Genomic DNA, 19059 nt, shown 5'->3' with positions numbered 1-19059 from the left:
GGTCCAGCACCGGGCGCGGGGCCGCGCCATAAGGGGCATCCTGCCCCATGGCGCGCGTGCGCATCCATGCGCACGCCCTCCGGGGCTGCGAAACGTGTGCTTTGCGTGGGGTTGCGTCCGAGCAAACGGCAACAGCAACAGCAACAGCAAGATCAGAATGGATTCCGGCTTTCGCCGGAATGACGGCTGTGGGGTTTCGTATCCGACTGTAGGAGCGGCGCAAGCCGCGACCGCGACAACGCAACTACGACGAAACTTTCGCAATCGCCGCAATGGCCCGGTCGCGGCTCACACCGCCCCTGCAGGGAGCGATCGCAGCCACGTCCCCTCATGCAAAAAGGCCGCCCCGGTCGGGGCGGCCTTTCGCGTGCATCGACGCCGGGCGACGCGCCTCAGCGCAGGACCATCACCGCATCCACCTCGAACGCGACCCCGCGCGGCAGCGCCGAGACTTCCACGGTCGAACGCGCCGGGTACGGCGGGTTGAAGTATTCGCCCATCACCGCGTTGACCTTGCCGAACGCGCCCAGGTCGGTCAGGTACAGGCCCAGGCGGGCGATGTCGGCGAGCGAACCGCCGGCGGCTTCGCACACCGCCTTGAGGTTCTGGAACGCGCGGTGCGCCTGCGCCTCGATGTCGCCCTCCACCACCAGCCCGCTGGACGGGTCGAGCGCGATCTGGCCGGAGAGGTAGACGGTGTCGCCCACGCGCACGGCTTGCGAGTACGGGCCGATGGCGGCCGGGGCTTTGTCGGTCTGGATGATTTCGCGGGACATTGGGGGCCGGGAATTGGGGTTAGGGAGTCTGGAATCGTAAAGCCAGGACCCGGCGGCGGCAAAGGGCGCAGCCCGCTGTTTGGGACGCCGGCAATCGCGCCCCCGCCCTTACGATTCCCGATGCCCCGCTGCCGGTTCCCGGCGGCGGCCCGAAGGCCGCGCGCTCACATCCGCTGCACGCCCAACACCACCGGCAGGCGCCGCACCCGCCGCATCACGTCGGCGAGGTGGCGGCGGTCGTGCACTTCGATGGCGAAGCGCATCACCGCGATGTTGGCGTCGCGTTCCAGGTACTCGACCCGGTCGATGTTGGATTCGGCCTCGGCGATCGCGGCCGCGACCTGGGCCAGCGAGCCGGGGCGGTTGTCGACTTCGATCCGCAGCGCGGCGGCGAAGTCGCCGGAGACCTGGCGGTCCCAGCCGATCGCCACCCAGCGGTCGGGCGACTTGCGGTAGTCGGCGACGTTCGGGCAGTCCAGCCGGTGCACCACGATGCCGCGGCCGGCGGTGTGGTAGCCCATGATCTCGTCGCCCGGCAACGGCAGGCAGCAGTTGGCGAAGCTGATCACGCCGCGCTCGGAGCCGGTGATGAGGATCTTGTCCTCGGGCAGGCGCGGGCGGTCGATGGCGCGGCCGCGGACCTTGCCCGGCGCCTCGCGCGCCAGCGCCAACGCGACCTGGTTGGGCATGCGGTTGCCCAGCGCGATGTCGGCCAGCAGCGCTTCCAGGCGCGGGTAGCGGTTCTCGCCCAGGTACGTTTCCAGGCGCAGCGCCGGGGTGCGGTCGAGCGAGGTTTCCAGCGATTCCAGCGCGCGGTCGAGCATGCGGTGGCCGAGCTGCACCGCGTCCTCGTGCTCGAGCTGCTTGAGCTGCTGGCGGATCGAGGTGCGGGCCTTGCCCGAGACCACGAACTCCAGCCACTGCGGCTTGGGCGAGGACGACTTGGCGGTGATGATCTCCACCCGCTGGCCGCTGGCCAGCTTGGTCCGCAGCGGCACCAGCTTGCCGTCCACGCGCGCGGCGACCGCGCGGTTGCCGACGTCGGTGTGCACCGCGTAGGCGAAGTCCAGCGCGGTGGAATTGCGCGGCAGCGAAAGGATGTCGCCCTTGGGCGTGAACAGGTAGACCTCGTCCGGGAACAGGTCGACCTTGACGTTTTCCAGGAACTCCAGCGACGAGCCGGTCGCGCGCTGCGATTCGACCAGGTTGGCGATCCAGCTGTGCGCGCGCGACTGCGCGCTGTTGGGGCCTTCGCCGCCGTGCTTGTACGACCAGTGCGCGGCGATGCCGCGCTCGGCGACCAGGTCCATGTCCTCGGTGCGGATCTGCACTTCCACCGGCGAGCCGTACGGGCCGAACAGCACGGTGTGCAGCGACTGGTAGCCGTTGGCCTTGGGGATCGCGATGAAGTCGCGGAAGCGCCCGTCCAGCGGCTTGTACGCCGAATGCACCACGCCCAGCGCGTGGTAGCAGTCGGGCACGTTCTTGACCACGACGCGGAAGCCGAACACGTCCATGACCTGGTTGAAGCTCTTATGCTCGTTGTGCATCTTGGTGTAGATGCTCCACGGCGACTTCACCCGGCTGATCAGCCGGTGCGGGAGTTTTTCCTTCGCCAGCCGCTGGGCCAGGTGCGCCTCGATCTGCACCAGCGATTCGCGCCGCACCACCGGCTGGGTGCGGATGCGCTTTTCGATCACCGCGTGGCGCCAGGGGTGCATGGCGCGGAAGCCCAGGTCCTGCAGTTCGGCCTTGATCAGGTTCATGCCCAGGCGCTGGGCGATCGGCGCGTAGATCTCCAGCGTTTCCAGGGCGATGCGTTGCCGCGCCTCGGCGCTCTGCGCGCCGAGGGTGCGCATGTTGTGCAGGCGGTCGGCGAGCTTGATCAGGATCACCCGCAGGTCGCGCGCCATCGCCAGCAGCATCTTGCGGAAGCTCTCGGCGGCGGCCTCCTGGCGGTCGCGGAATTGCAGCTTGTCGAGCTTGGTGACGCCGTCGACCAGTTCGGCCACGGTCGCGCCGAACTCGGTGGCCAGGCACTCGCGGGTGACCGGGGTGTCCTCGATGGTGTCGTGCAGGATCGCCGCGACCAGGGTCTCGATGTCCAGGCCCTGCTCGGCCAGGACCTTGGCCACCGCCACCGGATGGGTGATGTAGGGCTCGCCGGATTTGCGGGTCTGGCCGGCGTGCGCGGCGGCGCCGACCGCCCAGGCGCGGCGCAGTTGCTGGCGCTGGGGCTCGGGCAGGTAGTGCGCGGCCAGTTCCAGCTCGCGCACGTAGTCCGGCAGCTCCGAGTCGTCGGCAGCGGCGGGATAGGTCTTCAGCGCGGGCTCGGCAGGTGTCATAACGGAAATTTACGCGCGCGGTACGGCAAGTGGCAACGCATCGTCATGTTCTGGATGTGGCGGCGGTGAGATGGGGCGCAAGCAATCGGGCGCCGGGCGCGGCGGCGGGCGGCGATCCGGTTCAGGAAAGTGCCGCTCTGGCGGCCGGATTCGCGCTGGATGCAGCGGCGCGCCTGCTGGTGTGGGAGGGGCTTCAGCTCCGACGCGCTTGGCCCAGGTCGCCGCGCGCCGGCACAAGCGCGTCGGGGCTGAAGCCCCCGCAACGGCCCGGCGGCAGCCGGCAACGGCGGGACGGGCCGAAAAAGCGGCCCAAAAGAAAACGGCCCCGCCAGGCGGAGCCGTTTCTCGGCGCGGCCTGCGCCCGCAGGGGGCGAAGCCGCCGCTCGCGGCCCGCGCGCGGCGGGCCGGGGAACTCAGTCGTCGCCCTTGGACAGGTCGTCGTCGGCGACCACTTCGGCCGCGGCCCACTCCAGGGCTTCGCGCTCCTTGCGCTCGCGCTCGGCCTTCTCGACCGCGTCGATGTAGTCCGGGTTGACCTGGCGCGCGGCGATTTCGCGCAGCGCCAGCACGGTCGGCTTGTCGTTGGCTTCGCTGTTGTCCAGCTGCGGCTCGACGCCGTTGGCCAGCTGGCGGGCGCGCTTGGCGGCCAGCATGACGAGTTCGAAGCGGTTGGGGACCACTTCCAGGCAATCTTCGACGGTGATGCGGGCCATGGGGCTCCTGCGGCCGGGTCGGCCGTCTTGCAAACGGATGGGGACCGGGAAGTTTAGGCGCAGCGGCCCTGGAACGCAAGGTTTTCGCCAATTAACCCTTACGAATCAACCCGATAGCCCTTGCAGGCGCGGCCCAAGCCGCGACCGCGACACCTCAGTTACGACGCAAGACCGCAACCCCGCGGTCGCGGCTCGCGTCGCGCCTACAGGTCGGGTCTCCGGCCTCGTCGCGGTCGGGCCGGGCTCAGCCCTCGTCGGCCAACAGCGCCGTGATCAGCCGCGAATGCCGCGCCACCTGCGGTTCGCGCCGCAGCCGGCTGGCGGTGAAGATCGCGCACATCTCGTCCACGGCGGTATCGAAGATCTCGTTGACGATGACGTAGTCGAACTCGCCGTAATGCGACATCTCCTCGCGCGCGGCGGCCAGGCGCTGGCCGATCACTTCCTCGCTGTCCTGCCCGCGCGAGCGCATGCGCGACTCCAGCGCCCGCCGCGACGGCGGCAGGATGAACACGCTGACCGCGTCGGGCACCTTCTTGCGCACCTGGCGCGCGCCCTGCCAGTCGATCTCCAGCAGCACGTCCTTGCCGGCCGACAGGAACGGCTCCACCGACTGCCGCGCCGAGCCCTTCCAGTCGCCGTGCACGCGCGCGTGCTCGAAGAAATCGCCCTCGGCGACCATCGCCTCGAACTCCTGCTCGCTGACGAAGTGGTAGTGCTCGGCGTGGCGCTCGCCCGGACGCGGCTGGCGCGAGGTGAACGAGATCGACAGGCGGATGTTCGGGTCGCGCGCGAGCACCGCGTTGACGATGCTGGATTTTCCGGCTCCGGAGGGAGCGGCGACGATGTAGAGGGTTCCGCGCATGGGTCGGTGTGGTCCGGCCTGTAACAGTGAAAACGGGGAGTCGCAGGAACGAGCGGAGAAGAACCCGGGAACGAGCGCAAGCGCTCGTTGCCGGTTCGCGACCGCCGGTTACTCGATGTTCTGGATCTGCTCGCGCGCCTGGTCGATCAGCACCTTCAGCTCGACCGCGGCGGCGGAGCTGCGCGCGTCGACCGACTTGGAGCCCAGGGTGTTGGCTTCGCGGTTGAATTCCTGCAACAGGAAATCCAGGCGCCGGCCGACCGCTTCGCGCAGCTTGAGCACGCGCCGGGCCTCGGCGACGTGGGAATGCAGGCGGTCGAGCTCTTCCTCGACGTCGAGCTTCTGCAGCCACAGCACCAGTTCCTGCTCCAGGCGGCCGTTGTCGGCCGGCTGGGCGAGGTCGGCCAGGCGGGTTTCCAGCTTGGTGCGCTGGCCGGCGCGGATCGCCGGCATCATCGTGCGGACCTCGTCGGCGATGCGCTCGATGCCGTCCACCCGCTCGCCGATCGCCGCGGCGAGCTTGCCGCCCTCGCGTTCGCGCGAGGCGACGAATTCGTCGAGCACGCTGTCCAGCAGCGCCAGCGCCTCGGCCTGCAACGCGGCCGGGTCGGTGGCCGGGGCCTGCAGCACGCCGGGGAACTGCAGCAGCTCGGTGAACTCGGTGCGCAGCGCCGGGAAGCGCGCGGACAGGTCGATGGCCAGGTCGCTGAGCTCGCGCAGGCGGGTCGGGTTGAGCTGGAGCGCGTCGCCGCCTTCCGGCGCGCGCAGGCGCAGGCTCAGGTCGAGCTTGCCGCGGCCGACGCGGGCGGCGATGCGCTCGCGCAGGGCCGGTTCCAGCACCCGCAGTTCGTCGGCCAGGCGCACGCCCAGCTCGAGGAAGCGGTGGTTGACCGAGCGCAGCTCGCAGCCGAGCGTGCCCCAGGGTGTCGCGCGTTCGCCGCTGGCGAAGGCGGTCATGCTGCGGATCATTCGCAGGTTTCCGAGCCTTACGGGGGGTGAATGGTAAACTCGCCGGCCCTCAAAACGGTAACGCCGCGCCATGACCGGTCCCAACGCCGCCCCCGCCCAGGCCCCGGCCGGCCCCTCGTCCGGCCCGGTATCCCGCCCCAGCGGCCGCCTCGCCGACCAGTTGCGCGAGGTGACCATCCAGCGCGGCTATACCCGCCACGCCGAGGGTTCGGTCCTGGTCAGCTTCGGCCAGACCCGGGTGCTGTGCACCGCCAGCGTCGACAACAAGGTGCCGCCGTTCCTGCGCGGCAAGGGCGAGGGCTGGGTCACCGCCGAGTACGGCATGCTGCCGCGCGCCACCCACACCCGCAGCGACCGCGAGGCCGCGCGCGGCAAGCAGGGCGGCCGCACCCTGGAGATCCAGCGCCTGATCGGCCGCGCCCTGCGCGCCTGCATCGACCGCAAGGCGCTGGGCGAGCGCACCATCACCCTGGACTGCGACGTGCTGCAGGCCGACGGCGGCACCCGCACCGCGGCGATCACCGGCGCCTACGTGGCCCTGGTCGATGCGGTGCGCTGGCTGCAGGCGCGGCGCGAGATCAACCGCGACCCGATCTTCGGCGCGGTCGCGGCGGTGTCGGTCGGCATCTACCGCGGCACCCCGGTGCTGGACCTGGACTACGCCGAGGACAGCGACTGCGACACCGACATGAACGTGGTCATGAACGACGGCGGCGGCTTCATCGAGCTGCAGGGCACCGCCGAGGGGCACGCGTTCCGGCGCGAGGAACTCGACGCGCTGCTGGCGCTGGCCCAGGCCGGCATCGGCGAACTGGTGGAGAAGCAGCGCCAGGCGCTGGCCGGCTGAGCCGCGGCGCGCGCGCGCCGCACCGACATCGACGACGCCTTACGCGGGCGGGCAGGAAAAGACGGCGGGCGATGGGGGATCGATCCTCTTCGCTCGTTATCTCTTTCCTCCCGCCCGTTCGCATTGGCGCCCATCCCGGCAAAACCCCGCTTCCGCCGCGCCCGGCGCGCGCACTGCATCGCAGTTCGCGCGGCGCGCGCTGAACTTTCCGGCGCCGGGGGCGTTCAATCGCCTGGACGCCGCACCGGCGCGCCTCGATCCGCACGGCGCTCGTGCCGTATCGGCGCGCGCATCGGCGCGGTTCGCGCGGCGCGTGCGCCGCGCTGTCGTCCGGCCGGCGGGTGCGCATCGCGCGCCGGTCGGGATCGCAAGGTTTTCCCTCGTTCGCAAGGCCTACCCATGAATCGCAGCATCGGCAGCATCACCCTGGTCGTGGACGACTACGACCGCGCCATCGACTACTACACCCGCGCGCTCGGCTTCGCCCTGCTCGAGGACATCGACCTGGGCGGCGGCAAGCGCTGGGTGCGGGTGGCGCCGGCCGCCGGCGCGCAGACCGCGCTGCTGCTGGCGCAGGCCGCCGACGAAAACCAGCGCGCGCGCATCGGCGACCAGACCGGCGGCCGGGTCGGCTTTTTCCTGCACACCGACGACTTCCATCGCGACCACGCCGCGATGCGCGGCCACGGCGTGCGCTTCCTGGAATCTCCGCGCGTCGAGACCTACGGCACGGTCGCCGTATTCGAAGATCTGTACGGTAATCGCTGGGATTTGCTGGAATTGAAAGCATGAAACTGGTGCTGGCCAGCAGCAACGCCGGAAAGCTGGTGGAGCTGCGCGACCTGCTCGGCGCCACCGGCATCGAACTGGTGGCGCAATCGGACCTGGGGGTCGAGGACATCGAGGAAACCGGCAGCACGTTCGTCGAGAACGCGCTGCTCAAGGCCCGGCACGCGAGTGCGGTCACGGGCCTGCCGGCGCTGGCCGACGATTCGGGCATCTGCGTGGATGCGCTCGGCGGCGCCCCGGGCCTGTACTCGGCGCGCTACAGCGGCCGCCACGGCGACAACGAAGGCAACATCGACAAGCTGCTGGCCGCGCTCAAGGATGTGCCCGACGAACGCCGCGGCGCGCATTTCTATGCCGTCATCGTGGCCCTGCGCCACGCCGGCGACCCGCGCCCGATCATCGCCGAGGGCGTCTGGAACGGCCGCATCCTGCACCAGCGCCAGGGCACCCGCGGCTTCGGCTACCAGCCGGTGTTCCTCGATACCGAACACGACATTTCCGCCGGCGAGATCGACGACGCGCTGAAGAACCGGGTCAGCCACCGCGCCCGCGCCCTGGCCGCGCTGCGCGAGCGCCTGCCGGAGCTGGGCCGGTGAACCGCATGCTGCGCGCCGACGCCCCACATCGCCGCGCATTCCGCACCGGCGGCCACACCGTGGCCACGGTCGCGGTGCTGTACCTGCTGGCCCTGCCGATCGCGGTATGGATCCGCCAGGACGGGCTGCAGACCGGCGCCACCGACTTCGCCAGCGAGTTCCGCTTCGCGCTGTGGCTGCTGGCCGCGCTGGTCGGGCTGGTCGCCTCGGCCGCGGTGCAGCGGGTCAGCCTGGGCGCCGTCGCCGGCGGCGCCATCGGCTACGCCAACATCACCAGCCTGCACCGCACCCGCACGTTCGAGCCGGGCGAAGTGCAAAGCATGTCGCTGCACCGGGCCAAGGACGGGCGCCTGCGCCTGACCTCGACCCTGGAACTGCGCCTGGCCCCGGCCGCGCACCGGCGCTGGACCACGGTGACCCTGTTCGACGGCGACATGTCCGGCGACGGCCGCGCCGAGCCGCTGGCCTCGATCATCCGCCAGGTCGTGCAGGCGCGGCCGGAGGTTTCGCTGGACACCAATCTGCGCGCGCTGCTGGCGGCGCGGCGCTACGGGGCGGCGCTGGACCGTTGAGGCCGGGCCGGAGCAGGCGGCAGCGCCGGCCCCTCGCGTCCCGGCCACGCCCCTCATTGCCTTCCCGCCCCGCGCCCCAATCCCGCCCCACCCGTGCCGGCCCTGCCCCGGCCCGCTAAACTGCGCGCCTTCCCCTGACCGATTGCCGGGCCTCCGCCGCCCGGCGCCCGCCCCTTGAGCGTCGCCCTCGTTCCCCCGCCGCTGTCGCTGTACGTGCACCTGCCGTGGTGCGTGCGCAAATGCCCGTACTGCGATTTCAACTCGCACGAGGCCCGCGGCGCGCCGCCGTTCGCGGCCTATGTCGATGCGCTGGTCGCCGACCTGGAGCACGACCTGCCGCTGGTCTGGGGCCGCACCGTGCACAGCGTGTTCTTCGGCGGCGGCACCCCGAGCCTGTTCCCGCCGGAGGCGATCGACCGCTTCCTGCAGGCCGCCAGCGCGCGCCTGCGCTTCGCCCCGGGTGCCGAAATCACCCTGGAAACCAACCCGGGCACGGCCGAGCACGGCCGCTTCGAGCTGTACAAGGCGGCCGGGGTCAACCGGCTGAGCTTCGGCGTGCAGAGCTTCGACGACGGCTGCCTGCAGCGGCTGGGCCGGATCCACGGCAGCGCCGAGGCCGAGGCCGCGGTCAAGCTGGCCCAGGACGCGGGCTTCGACAATCTCAACCTCGACCTGATGTACGCCCTGCCCGGCCAGACCCTGGCCATGGCCGAGTACGACCTGGAGCGGGCGTTCGCGCTGGAACCGGCGCACCTGTCGCACTACCAGCTGACCCTGGAGCCCAACACCGTGTTCGCGGCGCGCCCGCCGCAGGACCTGCCCGACGAGGACAACGCCTGGGACATCCAGGAGCACTGCCAGGCCCTGCTGGCGCAGCGCGGCTACGGCCAGTACGAGGTCAGCGCCTACGCCCGGCCCGGCCGGCAGTGCAAGCACAACCTCAACTACTGGCGCTACGGCGACTACCTCGGGATCGGCGCCGGCGCCCACGGCAAGATCAGCCTCGGCGCCGAGCAGGCGATCGTGCGGCGCTGGAAGCTCAAGCATCCCGCCGCCTACCTGGCCCAGGCCGGCACCGCCGCGGCGATCGGCGGCGACGACCGGATCGCGCCGGCGCGGCGGCCGTTCGAATACATGCTCAATGCGCTGCGGCTGGTCGAGGGGTTCTCGCTGGATTCGTTCGAGGCCTCCACCGGTCTGGGCCGCGACGCGATCGCCGCGCAGCTGGACGAAGCCATGGCCGCGGGCTGGCTGGAGCGCGACGGCGACCGGGTCCGCCCGACCGAACTGGGCCGGCGCTTCACCAACGACGTGGTGGCGCTGTTCCTGGGCGAGGAATCGCCGAGCGACGAGGCCGGGGCGACGCGCCTGCTTTGAACGCGCCGGCGTTGCGCGCGCCGGCTTCGAACCCGCTTGCCCCGGGCGCGCCGGCCGCGGACGAAACCGGCCGGGCTTGAGCCGGCCGCGGCCGCCGGCGAACTACCCACTGCGAGCGCCCGCCGCAAGCGCGGCCGCCGCGAACCGGCGCGGCCGCAGGCAGGCCCGGCAGCCGTGCCGCGGGCATCACGGCCCAGACACATCCCGGCACTGAGACTCGTTGCTGGCCGCCGCGTCGGGGACTACGCGTTTGTGCCAATGGTCGCCTCCTGTCGGCGCCCCGCCATGCCCGCTTCACTGGGCTGGGCGGGCACCGGGGAGGCGTGGTTATATTTCGCGGTCGTCAGTACCGAATGCACATGCCCGCCACGTTCGACCCCCTGGACGCCTCGCCTCGGGCCACTCTGGCCACGGCCGCGTTGCCGCGCCGTGTGCGCCGGCTGTTGGAACAGCTCTACGCGCTGGTCAGCGACGAGATCGCGCCGCAGATGGAACGGATGCTGGCCGAGTTCGAGCAGCAGCTGTTCCGCCAGGCCGATCAGGCGCGCAATCCGGGGCTGCAATCGGGGTATCTGGAAACGCTGCGGCTGGTGCGGTTGCGGCGGTCGGATTTGATTCCGCGGTATTTGGTGGGGTTGGAGGCGGAGCTGTCGCGGGTACGGGAAGGAGCGGCGGACGGCGCGTCGCGCTCGGTTGCGTCTGCGGCGCCTGAGTTTCGGGAGCTTCGGTTGGTCGAGGACAGCGAGATCGACGAAACCACCGTCCTGCGCAGCCTCGCCAGCCGCCACGAATCGCGTGCGGGCCTGGGCTTGTTGCTGCTGGGCCAGCGCTTCGGCGTGCTGGCCGGGGCGCCGGCGTTCGACAACGAACGCCTGCCGGTCGGCCCGCACCGGCTGATCCGTCGCTTCGCCCAGGCCTGCCAGCCGCTGCAGATCCCGCTGGAATCGCGGCTGGACCTGTACCGGGTGTTCGACCAGCAGGTGATGCTGGGCTACAGCGCCCTGGTCGAATCGATGAACGCCCTGCTGGCGCGCGACAACGTGCTGCCGAGCCTGTCGTTCGTGCCGCTGCGCGCGCGGCCGAGCGCGCAGGACAAACCCGCGCCGCGCGCCGAAGCCGCGGCCGAAGCGGACACCGCGGCCGAACCCGCGCGCGAACGCGCCGCCGCGCCGGCCCCCGCCGCCGGCCCGCGCCCGCACACCGCCTGGACCACGGCGCCCGCCGCGCCGGCCGGCGACGCGCTCGACTTCGCCACCCTGCAGCGCTGGCTGTCCGAACGCCGCGAGCTGGTCGAAAAGCTGCGCCCGCGCCCGCCGCAAGCCGACGCACCGCAGCCGCCGCCGGCCCTGGCCACCGGCGAGCTGATCGAACTCATCGCCGGCCTGGACGAGGCCGCCGGCCGCGGCGCCCAGCCGCTGCGCAAGATCGCCGACCTGCGCCAGGCCCTGCTCGCCCAGCGCCGCGCCGCCGGCGCCGAGGCCGCGCTGTCGCGCGAGGACGGCGACGTGTTCGAGCTGCTGGGCCTGCTGTTCGACGAGATCGAACAGCGCCTGCGCGGCGACGCGGTGATCTCCAACCTGCTCAACCGCCTGCAGACGCCGTTGCTGCACGCCGCCCTGCGCGACCGCTCGCTGCTGGCCGCCGACGGCCATCCGGCGCTGCAGTTGCTCAACACCGTGGCCGAGGCCGGCGCGCGCTGGACCCCGGCCGAAGAAGCCGACCCGCAACTGCACGAGCCGCTGCGCCAGGCGGTCGAGCATGTGGTCGAGCAAGGCGGCTCGACGCAGGCGTTCGACTCGGCCAACCAGCGCCTGCAGGAGCACCTGCACGCGCTGGCGCGCAAGGCCGAGGTGGCCGAGCGCCGCCACGTCGAGGCCGCGCGCGGCAAGGAAAAATTGGAATTGGCCAAGCGCCGCGCGCAGCAGGCGCTGGAACACACCGTCGCCGGCCAGCGCCTGCCGCGCTTCGTCCAGACCCTGCTCAACCAGGCCTGGACCGACGTGCTGACCCTGACCCAGCTGCGCCACGGCGAGGACTCCGAGGCCTGGCAGCGGCAGTTGCAGATCACCGGCCAGATCGTCGCCGCCAACCAGGCCGGCAGCACCACGCGGCTGCACGGCCTGGACGGCGACATCGAGCACGCGCTGACCCTGGTCGGCTACCACGGCGACGACGCCCGCGCGATCGCGCGCCAGCTGACCGTCGGCCCGGCCACCGGCGAGGACGCGGCCTCGCGCACCGAGCTGGCGATGAAGCTGCGCCAGCGCAACCGCCTGGGCGAGGACGGCGCGGCCGCCGCCGCGGCGCCGCCGCGCGCGCCGTTGCCGCCGCGCGACGAACGCGAGCAGGCCTGCTTCGAACGCCTGCGCGCGCTGCCGTTCGGCACCTGGTTCGAGTTCGTGCAGAACCAGCAGGGCGACGCGGTGCGGCGGCGGCTGTCGTGGTTCAGCCCGGTCACCGACAACGCCCTGTTCGTCAATCAACGCGGCCAGCGCGTGGCCGAGCACTCGCTCGACGCGCTGGCGCGGATGCTGGCGCGCGGGCAGGCGCGGATCGTCGAGCAGGAGCGCAACCGCCTGGTCGACCGCGCCTGGCACGCCGCGCTGGACGCGCTGCGCGGCTTCGGCGGCCGCGGCCGCGACGAGCCGGCGGAGCGGCCGGCATGAACGACGAATTCCGCCGCGCGCGCCGGCGCCGCATCGTCGAGACGGTGCAGGTGATCGACACCATGACCGAGCAGGTGGTCGGCCACCTGGGCAACCTGTCGGAGACCGGCATGATGCTGATCGCCAGCATGCCGCTGGCCGACGACGCGCTGTACCAACTGCGTTTCGACCTGCGCGACGCGCCGCGGCAGGCGCCGATCGAAGTCGGCGCGCACCTGCTGTGGCAGGACCGCGCCAGCATGCCCGGACAGACCTGGGCGGGTTTCCGCTTCATCGCCATGCCCGAAGACGGAATGGCGCAGCTGCGGCATTGGCTGGATTCGCCGGGCGGGAGCTTCGAGTAGGCGGCTGTACGGCGACCTGAGCGGAAAGCATCGGGGCTGAAGCCGCTCCCACAACAGCCAAAGCATCGGGGCCGAAGCCCTTCCCATAACAACCAAAGCAGCTGGGCTGAAGCGCCTCCCGCAGCGGCCCTGGCTCGAGGCCGGCGCGGCTTTTGTGGGGGGCATTCAGGCCCGACGCTTTTCGGCCGGATCGCCGCGAACGCCCCCGGCCAATCCCCCGCCCGCGCAAGCCCCGCCCCGCGCGGATGCGGCAGAATGGCGATCCCCGGCCCTGTGGCCCGCAACCCGCCCGATGCCATGAACGCTCCCGCCGCCGCCCCCGCCGACCTCTACGCGCAGCACTTCGCCGAGCAGCAGCGCCGCGCCGCGGAAGCGCTGGCGCGCGGCGGCTTCGATCACCTGGTGGTCCCCAGCGGCACCCTGCACTACCAGGTCTTCGACGATCGCGACTATCCGTACGCGGTCAATCCGCAGTTCAAGGCCTGGGTGCCGCTGGTGCGCAACCCCGGCAGCTGGCTGGTGTTCACCCCCGGCGCGAAGCCCAAGCTGGTCTACCTGCAGCCCTTCGACTACTGGCACGTGGTGCCGCAGGCGCCGAGCGGGCCGTGGGTCGATCACTTCGAAGTGATCGTGATCCGCGAGCCGGCCGATGCGCTGGCGCACCTGCCCAAGGACCCGGCGCGCTGCGCGATCCTCGGCGAGCCGCAAAGCGCGCTGGGCGGATTCGCGCCGAACAATCCGCAGCCGGTGATCGACTACCTGGAATACCACCGCGCGTTCAAGACCGCGTACGAAGTGGCGATGATGCGCGAAGCCACGCGCAAGGGCGTGCGCGCGCACCGCGCCGCCGAAGCCGCGTTCCGCGCCGGCGCCAGCGAGTTCGACATCCACCTGGCCTACTGCGCCGCCGCGCGCCAGGACGCCAACGAATTGCCGTACGGCAACATCGTCGCGCTCAACGAAAACGGCGCGGTGCTGCACTACATGGACCTCGGCCGCGAAGCGCCGGCGCAATCGCGCAGCTTCCTGATCGACGCCGGCGCCAGCCACGCCGGCTACGCCTGCGACATCACCCGCACCTACGCAAGCGATACCAACGGCGAGTTCCAGGCGCTGATCGACGCGGTCGACGCGGCCCAGCAGCGCATGTGCGCGCAGGTGCGCGCCGGCTTCGACTACAAGCAGCTGCACCTGGACGCGCACCTGGCCCTGGCCGGCATCCTCAAGGACTTCGGCGTGCTGAAGATCTCGCCGGAAGCGGCGGTGGCCAACGGCGTCAGCGGCGTGTTCTTCCCGCACGGCATCGGCCACGGCATCGGCCTGCAGGTGCACGAGGTCGCCGGTTTCGCCGCCAGCGACCGCGGCGGCCGCATCGACAAGCCGGCCGGGCATCCGTATCTGCGCCTGACCCGCACGCTGGCGCCGGGCATGGCGGTGACGATCGAGCCGGGCCTGTACTTCGTCGACCTGCTGCTGGAAGGCCTGCAGCGCGGCGAACACGCCGATGCGGTGGACTGGGCGCGGATCGATGCGTTCCGCCCGTTCGGCGGCATCCGCATCGAGGACGACGTGGTCTGCACCGACGCCGCGCCGATCAACCTGACCCGCGAAGAATTCGCCGCGGCGGCTTGAGCGCCGCCCTCTCCTGCAACGGAGCGCCTGCATGAGCGAGACCCGCGATCCCTTCCTGGCCGCGCTCGACGCCTATGCCGCGGCGGTCGCGGCCAAGGACGTCGACGCGTTCGCCGCGCTGTACGCCCACGACGTGCACGTGTTCGACATGTGGGGACGCTGGGAACTGCGCGGCCTGCCGGCGTGGCGGGCGATGGCGCAGGAGTGGTTCGGCTCGCTGGGTACGGAAACCGTTGAGGTGACCTACTCGCAGGCGCAGTCGCAGGCAGGCGCGGAACTCGCTCACGGGCATGCGGTGCTGACTTACGCGGCGCACGCGGCCGACGGCACGCCGCTGCGTTCGCTCGACAATCGCATCAGCCTGGCGTTGGCGCGGCGCGATGGAGAATGGAAGATCGTGCATGAGCACACCTCCGCGCCGGTCGATCATGGCAGCGGCAAGGCGATACTCAAGCGCGATGGGGCCGAGTAAGCGCTTCGGTCCTCGCAGGCAGGCGTCCGCTCTTGTGGGAGGGCCTTCAGGCCCGACGCTCTTGTTCCGGATCGCGGCGACCCGGCCGAAAAGCGTCGGGCCTGAAGGCCCTCCCACTCAAGCAAACGCAGTCGGGCCCTGATCTCAGCCCTCCCGCTCTCCGACCCGCCTTACCAGACCTCGAACGTCCGCCCGCTCTGCACGCCCTCGACGCTGCGCCGGTACGCCAGCGCCGCGCGCGCGGCCGGCACCGGCTCGAAACCGGGGAAGAACGCGCCGTAAGCGTCCATCGATTCGGTCAGCACGCTCGGGCTCACCGCGTTGATGCGCAGGCCGCGCGGCAGTTCGCAGGCGGCGCCGGCGACGAAACCCTCGATCGCGCGGTTGACCGCGCTGGCGTTGGCGCCGGCGCGGATCGGCTCGGCCGAAACGATGCCGGTGGTCAGGGTGATCGAGCCGCCATCAAAGAGGTGATGCTGGCCCAGCAACGCCAGCCGCACCTGGCCGAGCAGCTTGTCGTTGAGGCCGATGGCGAAGTCGGCCGGTTTCATCTCGCTCAGCGGGCCGAAGTGCAACGCGCCGGCGGCGGAGACGATGGCGTCGAGCTTGCCGGTCTTGCGCAGCAGCGCCTCGACGCTGGCGTCGTCGGTGATGTCGACCGGGTACTGCGCGCTGCTGCGGCCGGCGGCGAGGATTTCGTGGTGGGACAGGGTCTGGGCGATGGCGCGGCCGAGGGTGCCGCTGGCGCCGACGAGCAGGATCTTCATGGGGGAAACGTCCGGGTGGGAGAACAGGCGTCCAGTCTGCGCGCCGGGGCGTGCACGGTGAATGCGCTAGCATTTCGCGCTCCCCTAACCCTGAGTTAGCCATGGACCTGCTGCGCGCGATGGCGGTGTTCGTCTCGGTCGCCGACACCGGCAGCTTCGCCGCCGCCGCGCAGGCGCAACGGCTGTCGGCGGTGATGGTCGGCAAGCACGTGCGCCAGCTCGAAGAACGCCTCGGCGCGCGGCTGCTGCAACGCGACACCCGCAAGCAGCGCCTGACCGAGGCCGGCGCCGCGTTCCTGGCCGAGGCGCGGCAAGTGCTGGAGCAGGTGCGCCGCGCCGAGACCGTGACCGAACGCCTCGGCGACGGCGCGCGCCCGCGCGGACACCTGCGGGTCAGCGCGCCGCTGACCTTGGGCACGGCCGCGGTCGCGCCGCTGGCGACGGCCTACCTGCGCGCCTACCCCGACGTCAGCATCGACCTCGCCCTGGAGGACCGCACCACCGACCTGATCGCCGAGGGCTACGACGCCGCGATCCGGATCGGCCCGCTGCCCGATTCCGACCACCTAGTGGCGCGGCCGCTGCGGCCGTACCGGATGATGGTGTGCGCGGCGCCGTCCTACCTGCGCGAGCGCGGCACGCCGGCGAGCCCGGCCGAACTGGTCCGGCACAGCTGCCTCAACCATCTGCTGTGGCATCCCAACGCCGGCTGGCGCTTCGCCAGCCTCGGCGGCGAGGCGCTGCGCCTGCACGGGCGTTTCGCCTCCAACCACGGCGAAGCGCTGCGGCGCGCGGCGCTGGACGGCTGCGGGATCGTGCTGCAACCCGAAGTGCTGCTGGCCGACGACATCGCCGCCGGCCGCCTGGTGGCCTTGTTCCAAGACGACCTGCCGCCGCCGCGGCCGGTGCATCTGCTGTATCCGCGCGACCGCCAACCGCTGCCGAAGCTGAGCCGCTTCGTCGAGCTGGTGATGGACACCTTGGGCCCGCGCGAATGACCGGGCTTGCCCGGTAGGAGCGGCGCAAGCCGCGACCGCGCCACCTCGCTCGCGGCGAAGCTTGCGGCGCAGCTGCGTTGTCGCGGTCGCGGCTTGCGCCGCTCCTACAGGGGTTTCCTTGCGGCTTTCGCGGGACGTCATCCCCGCGAAAGCGGGGATCCGGAAACTTCAGAGCCATGCATGGATGAAGCCCTGGATGCCCGCCCGCGCGGGCATGACGACGATGGGGCGTGCGCGGCTCGTCGTACGCCCGCGCCGCCTCAAGCCTACGCCGCGCGCCGCTGCGCCATCAGCGCTTCGATCTCGTCGGCGCTGCGCGCGAGCCGCGCGGTCAGCACTTCGTGGCCGTCCTTGGTGATCGCCACGTCGTCCTCGGTGCGGATGCCGATGCCGCGCCAGCGCGGCTCCACCGTGCTGTCGTCGGGCGCGACGTACAGGCCCGGTTCGATGGTGAACGCCATGCCCGGCTCGAGCAGGCGCGATTCGCCGTCGATGCGGTATTCGCCGACGTCGTGCACGTCCATGCCCAGCCAATGCCCGGTCTTGTGCCGGTAGAACCGCTTGTAGCCGCCGTCGGCGAGGTTGCGTTCCAGGCTGCCCTTGAGCAGGCCCAGCCGCAGCAGGCCTTCGGTCAGGGTCTCGACCGCGGCCAGGTGCCCGGCTTCGTACGCCAGGCCCGGCCGCGCCTGCGCCAGCGCCGCGGCCTGGGCCGCGCCGACCAAATCGTGCAGCGCGCGCTGTTCGGCGCTGAAGCGGCCGTTGACCGGAAAGGTGCGGGTGATGTCGGCGGCGTAGCCGCGATATTCGGCGCCGGCGTCGATCAGGATCATGTCGCCGTCGCGGGCCTGGGCGCTGTTGGCGCGGTAGTGCAGCACGCAGGCGTTGGCGCCGGCGCCGACGATGCTGCCGTAGGCGGATTCGGCCTCGTGCCGGCGGAACACGCATTCGATCTCCGCCTGCAGTTCGTATTCGTGCACGCCCGGCCGCGCCGCGCGCATCGCCGCCTCGTGGGCGAGCACGCTGATGTCGGCGGCGCGCTGCATGAAGCGCAGTTCGTCGCGGTCCTTGAACAGCCGCAGTTCGTCGAGCAGGTGGCCCAACTCCAGGAATTCGTGCGGCGGCTGCGCACCGTGGCGCACCATCGCCCGCACCCGGTTGAGCCAGCCGATCAGTTTGAGGTCGAACTCGGCGTCGCGGCCGAAGTGGTAGTACACCCGCGAGCGGCCTTCCAGCAGCCCGGGCAGGATGTCGTCGAGGTCGGTGATCGGATACGCGTCGTCCAGGCCGAACGCCTCGACCGCGTCCTCCGGGCCGTAGCGCGGCCCGTCCCAGGCTTCGCGCTCGCGGTCGCGCTCGCGGCAGAACAGCAGCACTTCGCCGTGCGCGCGCCCCGGCACCAGCACCAGCACCGACTCGGGCTCGGGGAAGCCGCTGAGATAGCTCAGGTCGGAGTCCTGGCGGAACGGGTAGTGGGTGTCGCGGCTGCGGATCAGTTCGTGCGCGGACGGCACCACCACGATCGCGTCGGGGCCGGCCATTTCCATCAGCTGCCGGCGCCGGCGCGCGTACGCCTTGGCCGGCATGGTCAGCGCCGCCAGCATCTCAGTTCAGCCGCTGGCGGTGGCGCGCGGCCAGGGCCACGTCGCCGTGCAGGCCGAGCGCGGCGACGCGGACGAATTCCTCCAGTTCCGCCAGCGCTTCCTCGTCTTCTTCGTCGCCCTCTTCCTGCGGCGCGGTGGCGGCGAACTTGGCCAGGTCGCCGAGCGCCTCGCGGCTTTCCTCCGACAGGTTCGGCGCCGCGCCCGCGGCCAGGCCGAAGCCGCCGAGGAAGCCGCGGCACCAGTCGAACAGCGCGCCGCTGCGCTCGCTGAGCGAGGCCTGGGCGTCGGGCAGCAGCAGTTCGAAGCCGAATTCGGCGTCGCCGATCTGCGCGACCGTGGCCACGCGCAGGCGGTCGAGCGCGCCGCCGGCGGCCGGGGTCGCGGCGGACGGGTCGGCGAGCACGCGCGCCGGCCATTCGCGCACGTCGGCGCCGCCGCCGGCGAGCCAGCCGCACAGCGCGCCGTGCAGTTCGGCGGCCGAAGTGCTCAGGGTCAGGGCCAGGCTCTCGGCCTCGACCTCGGACAACAGGGGAAGGGAATTCGCGGGCACGGGCACGCCATCAGGGGGATTGCGGGCAGTTTAGCGCGCGCGCGGCTTGCCGCGCCGGCCCTCACGCGGCCTACACACCGGCCTCGCCGCAGCCGCGCCAGCGCACGGTTTCGCGCGCGGTTGCGCCGGCGCAGCACGACCGGGCCGCGCAAGTGCTTGTTGCCGCCATCGGCGCCTGCC

The 19059-nt window shown here is 71.6% G+C and carries 18 protein-coding genes; 10 read left to right on the top strand and 8 right to left on the bottom strand.

Features of this window, described 5'->3' with window-relative positions; translation table 11 throughout:
* Positions 1 to 392: 392 nt before the first annotated feature.
* From BLV01_RS23885 to BLV01_RS23865, 5 genes are all read right to left on the bottom strand, one after another.
* On the bottom strand, positions 393 to 776 hold the full coding sequence (locus tag BLV01_RS23885) for a RidA family protein (RefSeq protein ID WP_091806166.1): 384 nt from the start codon (positions 774 to 776) through the stop codon (positions 393 to 395).
* 164 nt (positions 777 to 940) lie between these two features.
* Positions 941 to 3121 carry a RelA/SpoT family protein gene (locus BLV01_RS23880; RefSeq protein ID WP_091806163.1) on the bottom strand — a complete coding sequence of 727 codons (2181 nt, stop codon included), beginning with the start codon at positions 3119 to 3121 and terminating at the stop codon, positions 941 to 943.
* Positions 3122 to 3534: 413 nt separating this feature from the next.
* On the bottom strand, positions 3535 to 3834 hold the full coding sequence (rpoZ, locus tag BLV01_RS23875; protein ID WP_057946389.1) for a DNA-directed RNA polymerase subunit omega: 300 nt from the start codon (positions 3832 to 3834) through the stop codon (positions 3535 to 3537).
* Positions 3835 to 4078: 244 nt separating this feature from the next.
* Positions 4079 to 4699 carry a guanylate kinase gene (gmk, locus tag BLV01_RS23870; RefSeq protein WP_091806159.1) on the bottom strand — a complete coding sequence of 207 codons (621 nt, stop codon included), beginning with the start codon at positions 4697 to 4699 and terminating at the stop codon, positions 4079 to 4081.
* Between the two features lie 108 nt (positions 4700 to 4807).
* On the bottom strand, positions 4808 to 5668 hold the full coding sequence (locus BLV01_RS23865; protein WP_091806156.1) for a YicC/YloC family endoribonuclease: 861 nt from the start codon (positions 5666 to 5668) through the stop codon (positions 4808 to 4810).
* Between the two features lie 70 nt (positions 5669 to 5738).
* Here BLV01_RS23865 and rph point away from each other — a divergent pair, with 70 nt between their 5' ends.
* From rph to BLV01_RS23820, 9 genes are all read left to right on the top strand, one after another.
* Complete coding sequence (rph, locus tag BLV01_RS23860; RefSeq protein WP_091806153.1) at positions 5739 to 6515, top strand: ribonuclease PH; 777 nt, start codon at positions 5739 to 5741, stop codon at positions 6513 to 6515.
* 399 nt (positions 6516 to 6914) lie between these two features.
* The gene (locus BLV01_RS23855) at positions 6915 to 7307 is read left to right on the top strand and encodes a VOC family protein (RefSeq protein WP_091806150.1); all 393 of its coding nucleotides are present in this window, start codon (positions 6915 to 6917) and stop codon (positions 7305 to 7307) included.
* A complete protein-coding gene (gene rdgB / locus BLV01_RS23850) occupies positions 7304 to 7900 on the top strand; it encodes an RdgB/HAM1 family non-canonical purine NTP pyrophosphatase (RefSeq protein ID WP_091806147.1) in 597 nt (198 codons plus the stop codon). The genes BLV01_RS23855 and rdgB overlap by 4 nt, the downstream gene beginning before the upstream one ends.
* A complete protein-coding gene (locus tag BLV01_RS23845; RefSeq protein ID WP_139179152.1) occupies positions 7897 to 8472 on the top strand; it encodes a hypothetical protein in 576 nt (191 codons plus the stop codon). The genes rdgB and BLV01_RS23845 overlap by 4 nt, the downstream gene beginning before the upstream one ends.
* Positions 8473 to 8646: 174 nt before the next feature.
* A complete protein-coding gene (hemW, locus tag BLV01_RS23840; protein ID WP_091806141.1) occupies positions 8647 to 9849 on the top strand; it encodes a radical SAM family heme chaperone HemW in 1203 nt (400 codons plus the stop codon).
* 359 nt (positions 9850 to 10208) lie between these two features.
* Positions 10209 to 12515 (top strand): DUF1631 family protein, encoded by a 2307-nt coding sequence (locus BLV01_RS23835; RefSeq protein WP_175486235.1) that lies wholly within the window; start codon positions 10209 to 10211, stop codon positions 12513 to 12515.
* Positions 12512 to 12859, top strand: a complete 348-nt coding sequence (locus BLV01_RS23830) for a PilZ domain-containing protein (protein ID WP_091806134.1) — start codon at positions 12512 to 12514, stop codon at positions 12857 to 12859. Before BLV01_RS23835 ends, BLV01_RS23830 begins: the two co-directional genes overlap by 4 nt.
* Before the next feature lie 297 nt (positions 12860 to 13156).
* Positions 13157 to 14491: a Xaa-Pro dipeptidase gene (pepQ, locus tag BLV01_RS23825; protein WP_091806131.1), complete on the top strand. Its 1335-nt coding sequence runs from the start codon at positions 13157 to 13159 to the stop codon at positions 14489 to 14491.
* Between the two features lie 31 nt (positions 14492 to 14522).
* A complete protein-coding gene (locus BLV01_RS23820) occupies positions 14523 to 14963 on the top strand; it encodes a YybH family protein (RefSeq protein ID WP_091806128.1) in 441 nt (146 codons plus the stop codon).
* A gap of 170 nt (positions 14964 to 15133) precedes the next feature.
* On the opposite strand, the gene BLV01_RS23815 is transcribed toward BLV01_RS23820, so the two are convergent.
* Complete coding sequence (locus tag BLV01_RS23815; protein WP_091806125.1) at positions 15134 to 15730, bottom strand: short chain dehydrogenase; 597 nt, start codon at positions 15728 to 15730, stop codon at positions 15134 to 15136.
* 101 nt (positions 15731 to 15831) lie between these two features.
* On the opposite strand from BLV01_RS23815, the gene BLV01_RS23810 reads away from it, so the two are divergent.
* Positions 15832 to 16728: a LysR family transcriptional regulator gene (locus BLV01_RS23810; protein WP_091806122.1), complete on the top strand. Its 897-nt coding sequence runs from the start codon at positions 15832 to 15834 to the stop codon at positions 16726 to 16728.
* Positions 16729 to 16994: 266 nt separating this feature from the next.
* On the opposite strand, the gene BLV01_RS23805 is transcribed toward BLV01_RS23810, so the two are convergent.
* Positions 16995 to 18329, bottom strand: coding sequence for an aminopeptidase P N-terminal domain-containing protein (locus BLV01_RS23805; protein WP_091806119.1), 1335 nt, complete (start codon positions 18327 to 18329; stop codon positions 16995 to 16997).
* A gap of 1 nt (position 18330) precedes the next feature.
* Positions 18331 to 18885 carry a UPF0149 family protein gene (locus BLV01_RS23800; protein ID WP_139179149.1) on the bottom strand — a complete coding sequence of 185 codons (555 nt, stop codon included), beginning with the start codon at positions 18883 to 18885 and terminating at the stop codon, positions 18331 to 18333.
* Positions 18886 to 19059 lie beyond the last annotated feature (174 nt).

The sequence above is a fragment of the Lysobacter sp. yr284 genome, from assembly GCF_900107375.1.
GTDB lineage: Bacteria > Pseudomonadota > Gammaproteobacteria > Xanthomonadales > Xanthomonadaceae > Lysobacter.
This window is presented reverse-complemented; position numbering and strand designations above follow the sequence as displayed.

Excerpts from the sequence above, each read along its gene's own strand:
- BLV01_RS23885 (WP_091806166.1), bottom strand. The coding sequence starts at position 776 with ATGTCCCGCGAAATCATCCAGACCGACAAAGCCCCGGCCGCCATCGGC.
- BLV01_RS23880 (WP_091806163.1), bottom strand. The coding sequence starts at position 3,121 with ATGACACCTGCCGAGCCCGCGCTGAAGACCTATCCCGCCGCTGCCGAC.
- rpoZ (WP_057946389.1), bottom strand. The coding sequence starts at position 3,834 with ATGGCCCGCATCACCGTCGAAGATTGCCTGGAAGTGGTCCCCAACCGC.
- gmk (WP_091806159.1), bottom strand. The coding sequence starts at position 4,699 with ATGCGCGGAACCCTCTACATCGTCGCCGCTCCCTCCGGAGCCGGAAAA.
- BLV01_RS23865 (WP_091806156.1), bottom strand. The coding sequence starts at position 5,668 with ATGATCCGCAGCATGACCGCCTTCGCCAGCGGCGAACGCGCGACACCC.
- rph (WP_091806153.1), top strand. The coding sequence starts at position 5,739 with ATGACCGGTCCCAACGCCGCCCCCGCCCAGGCCCCGGCCGGCCCCTCG.
- BLV01_RS23855 (WP_091806150.1), top strand. The coding sequence starts at position 6,915 with ATGAATCGCAGCATCGGCAGCATCACCCTGGTCGTGGACGACTACGAC.
- rdgB (WP_091806147.1), top strand. The coding sequence starts at position 7,304 with ATGAAACTGGTGCTGGCCAGCAGCAACGCCGGAAAGCTGGTGGAGCTG.
- BLV01_RS23835 (WP_175486235.1), top strand. The coding sequence starts at position 10,209 with ATGCCCGCCACGTTCGACCCCCTGGACGCCTCGCCTCGGGCCACTCTG.
- BLV01_RS23830 (WP_091806134.1), top strand. The coding sequence starts at position 12,512 with ATGAACGACGAATTCCGCCGCGCGCGCCGGCGCCGCATCGTCGAGACG.
- pepQ (WP_091806131.1), top strand. The coding sequence starts at position 13,157 with ATGAACGCTCCCGCCGCCGCCCCCGCCGACCTCTACGCGCAGCACTTC.
- BLV01_RS23820 (WP_091806128.1), top strand. The coding sequence starts at position 14,523 with ATGAGCGAGACCCGCGATCCCTTCCTGGCCGCGCTCGACGCCTATGCC.
- BLV01_RS23815 (WP_091806125.1), bottom strand. The coding sequence starts at position 15,730 with ATGAAGATCCTGCTCGTCGGCGCCAGCGGCACCCTCGGCCGCGCCATC.
- BLV01_RS23810 (WP_091806122.1), top strand. The coding sequence starts at position 15,832 with ATGGACCTGCTGCGCGCGATGGCGGTGTTCGTCTCGGTCGCCGACACC.
- BLV01_RS23805 (WP_091806119.1), bottom strand. The coding sequence starts at position 18,329 with ATGCTGGCGGCGCTGACCATGCCGGCCAAGGCGTACGCGCGCCGGCGC.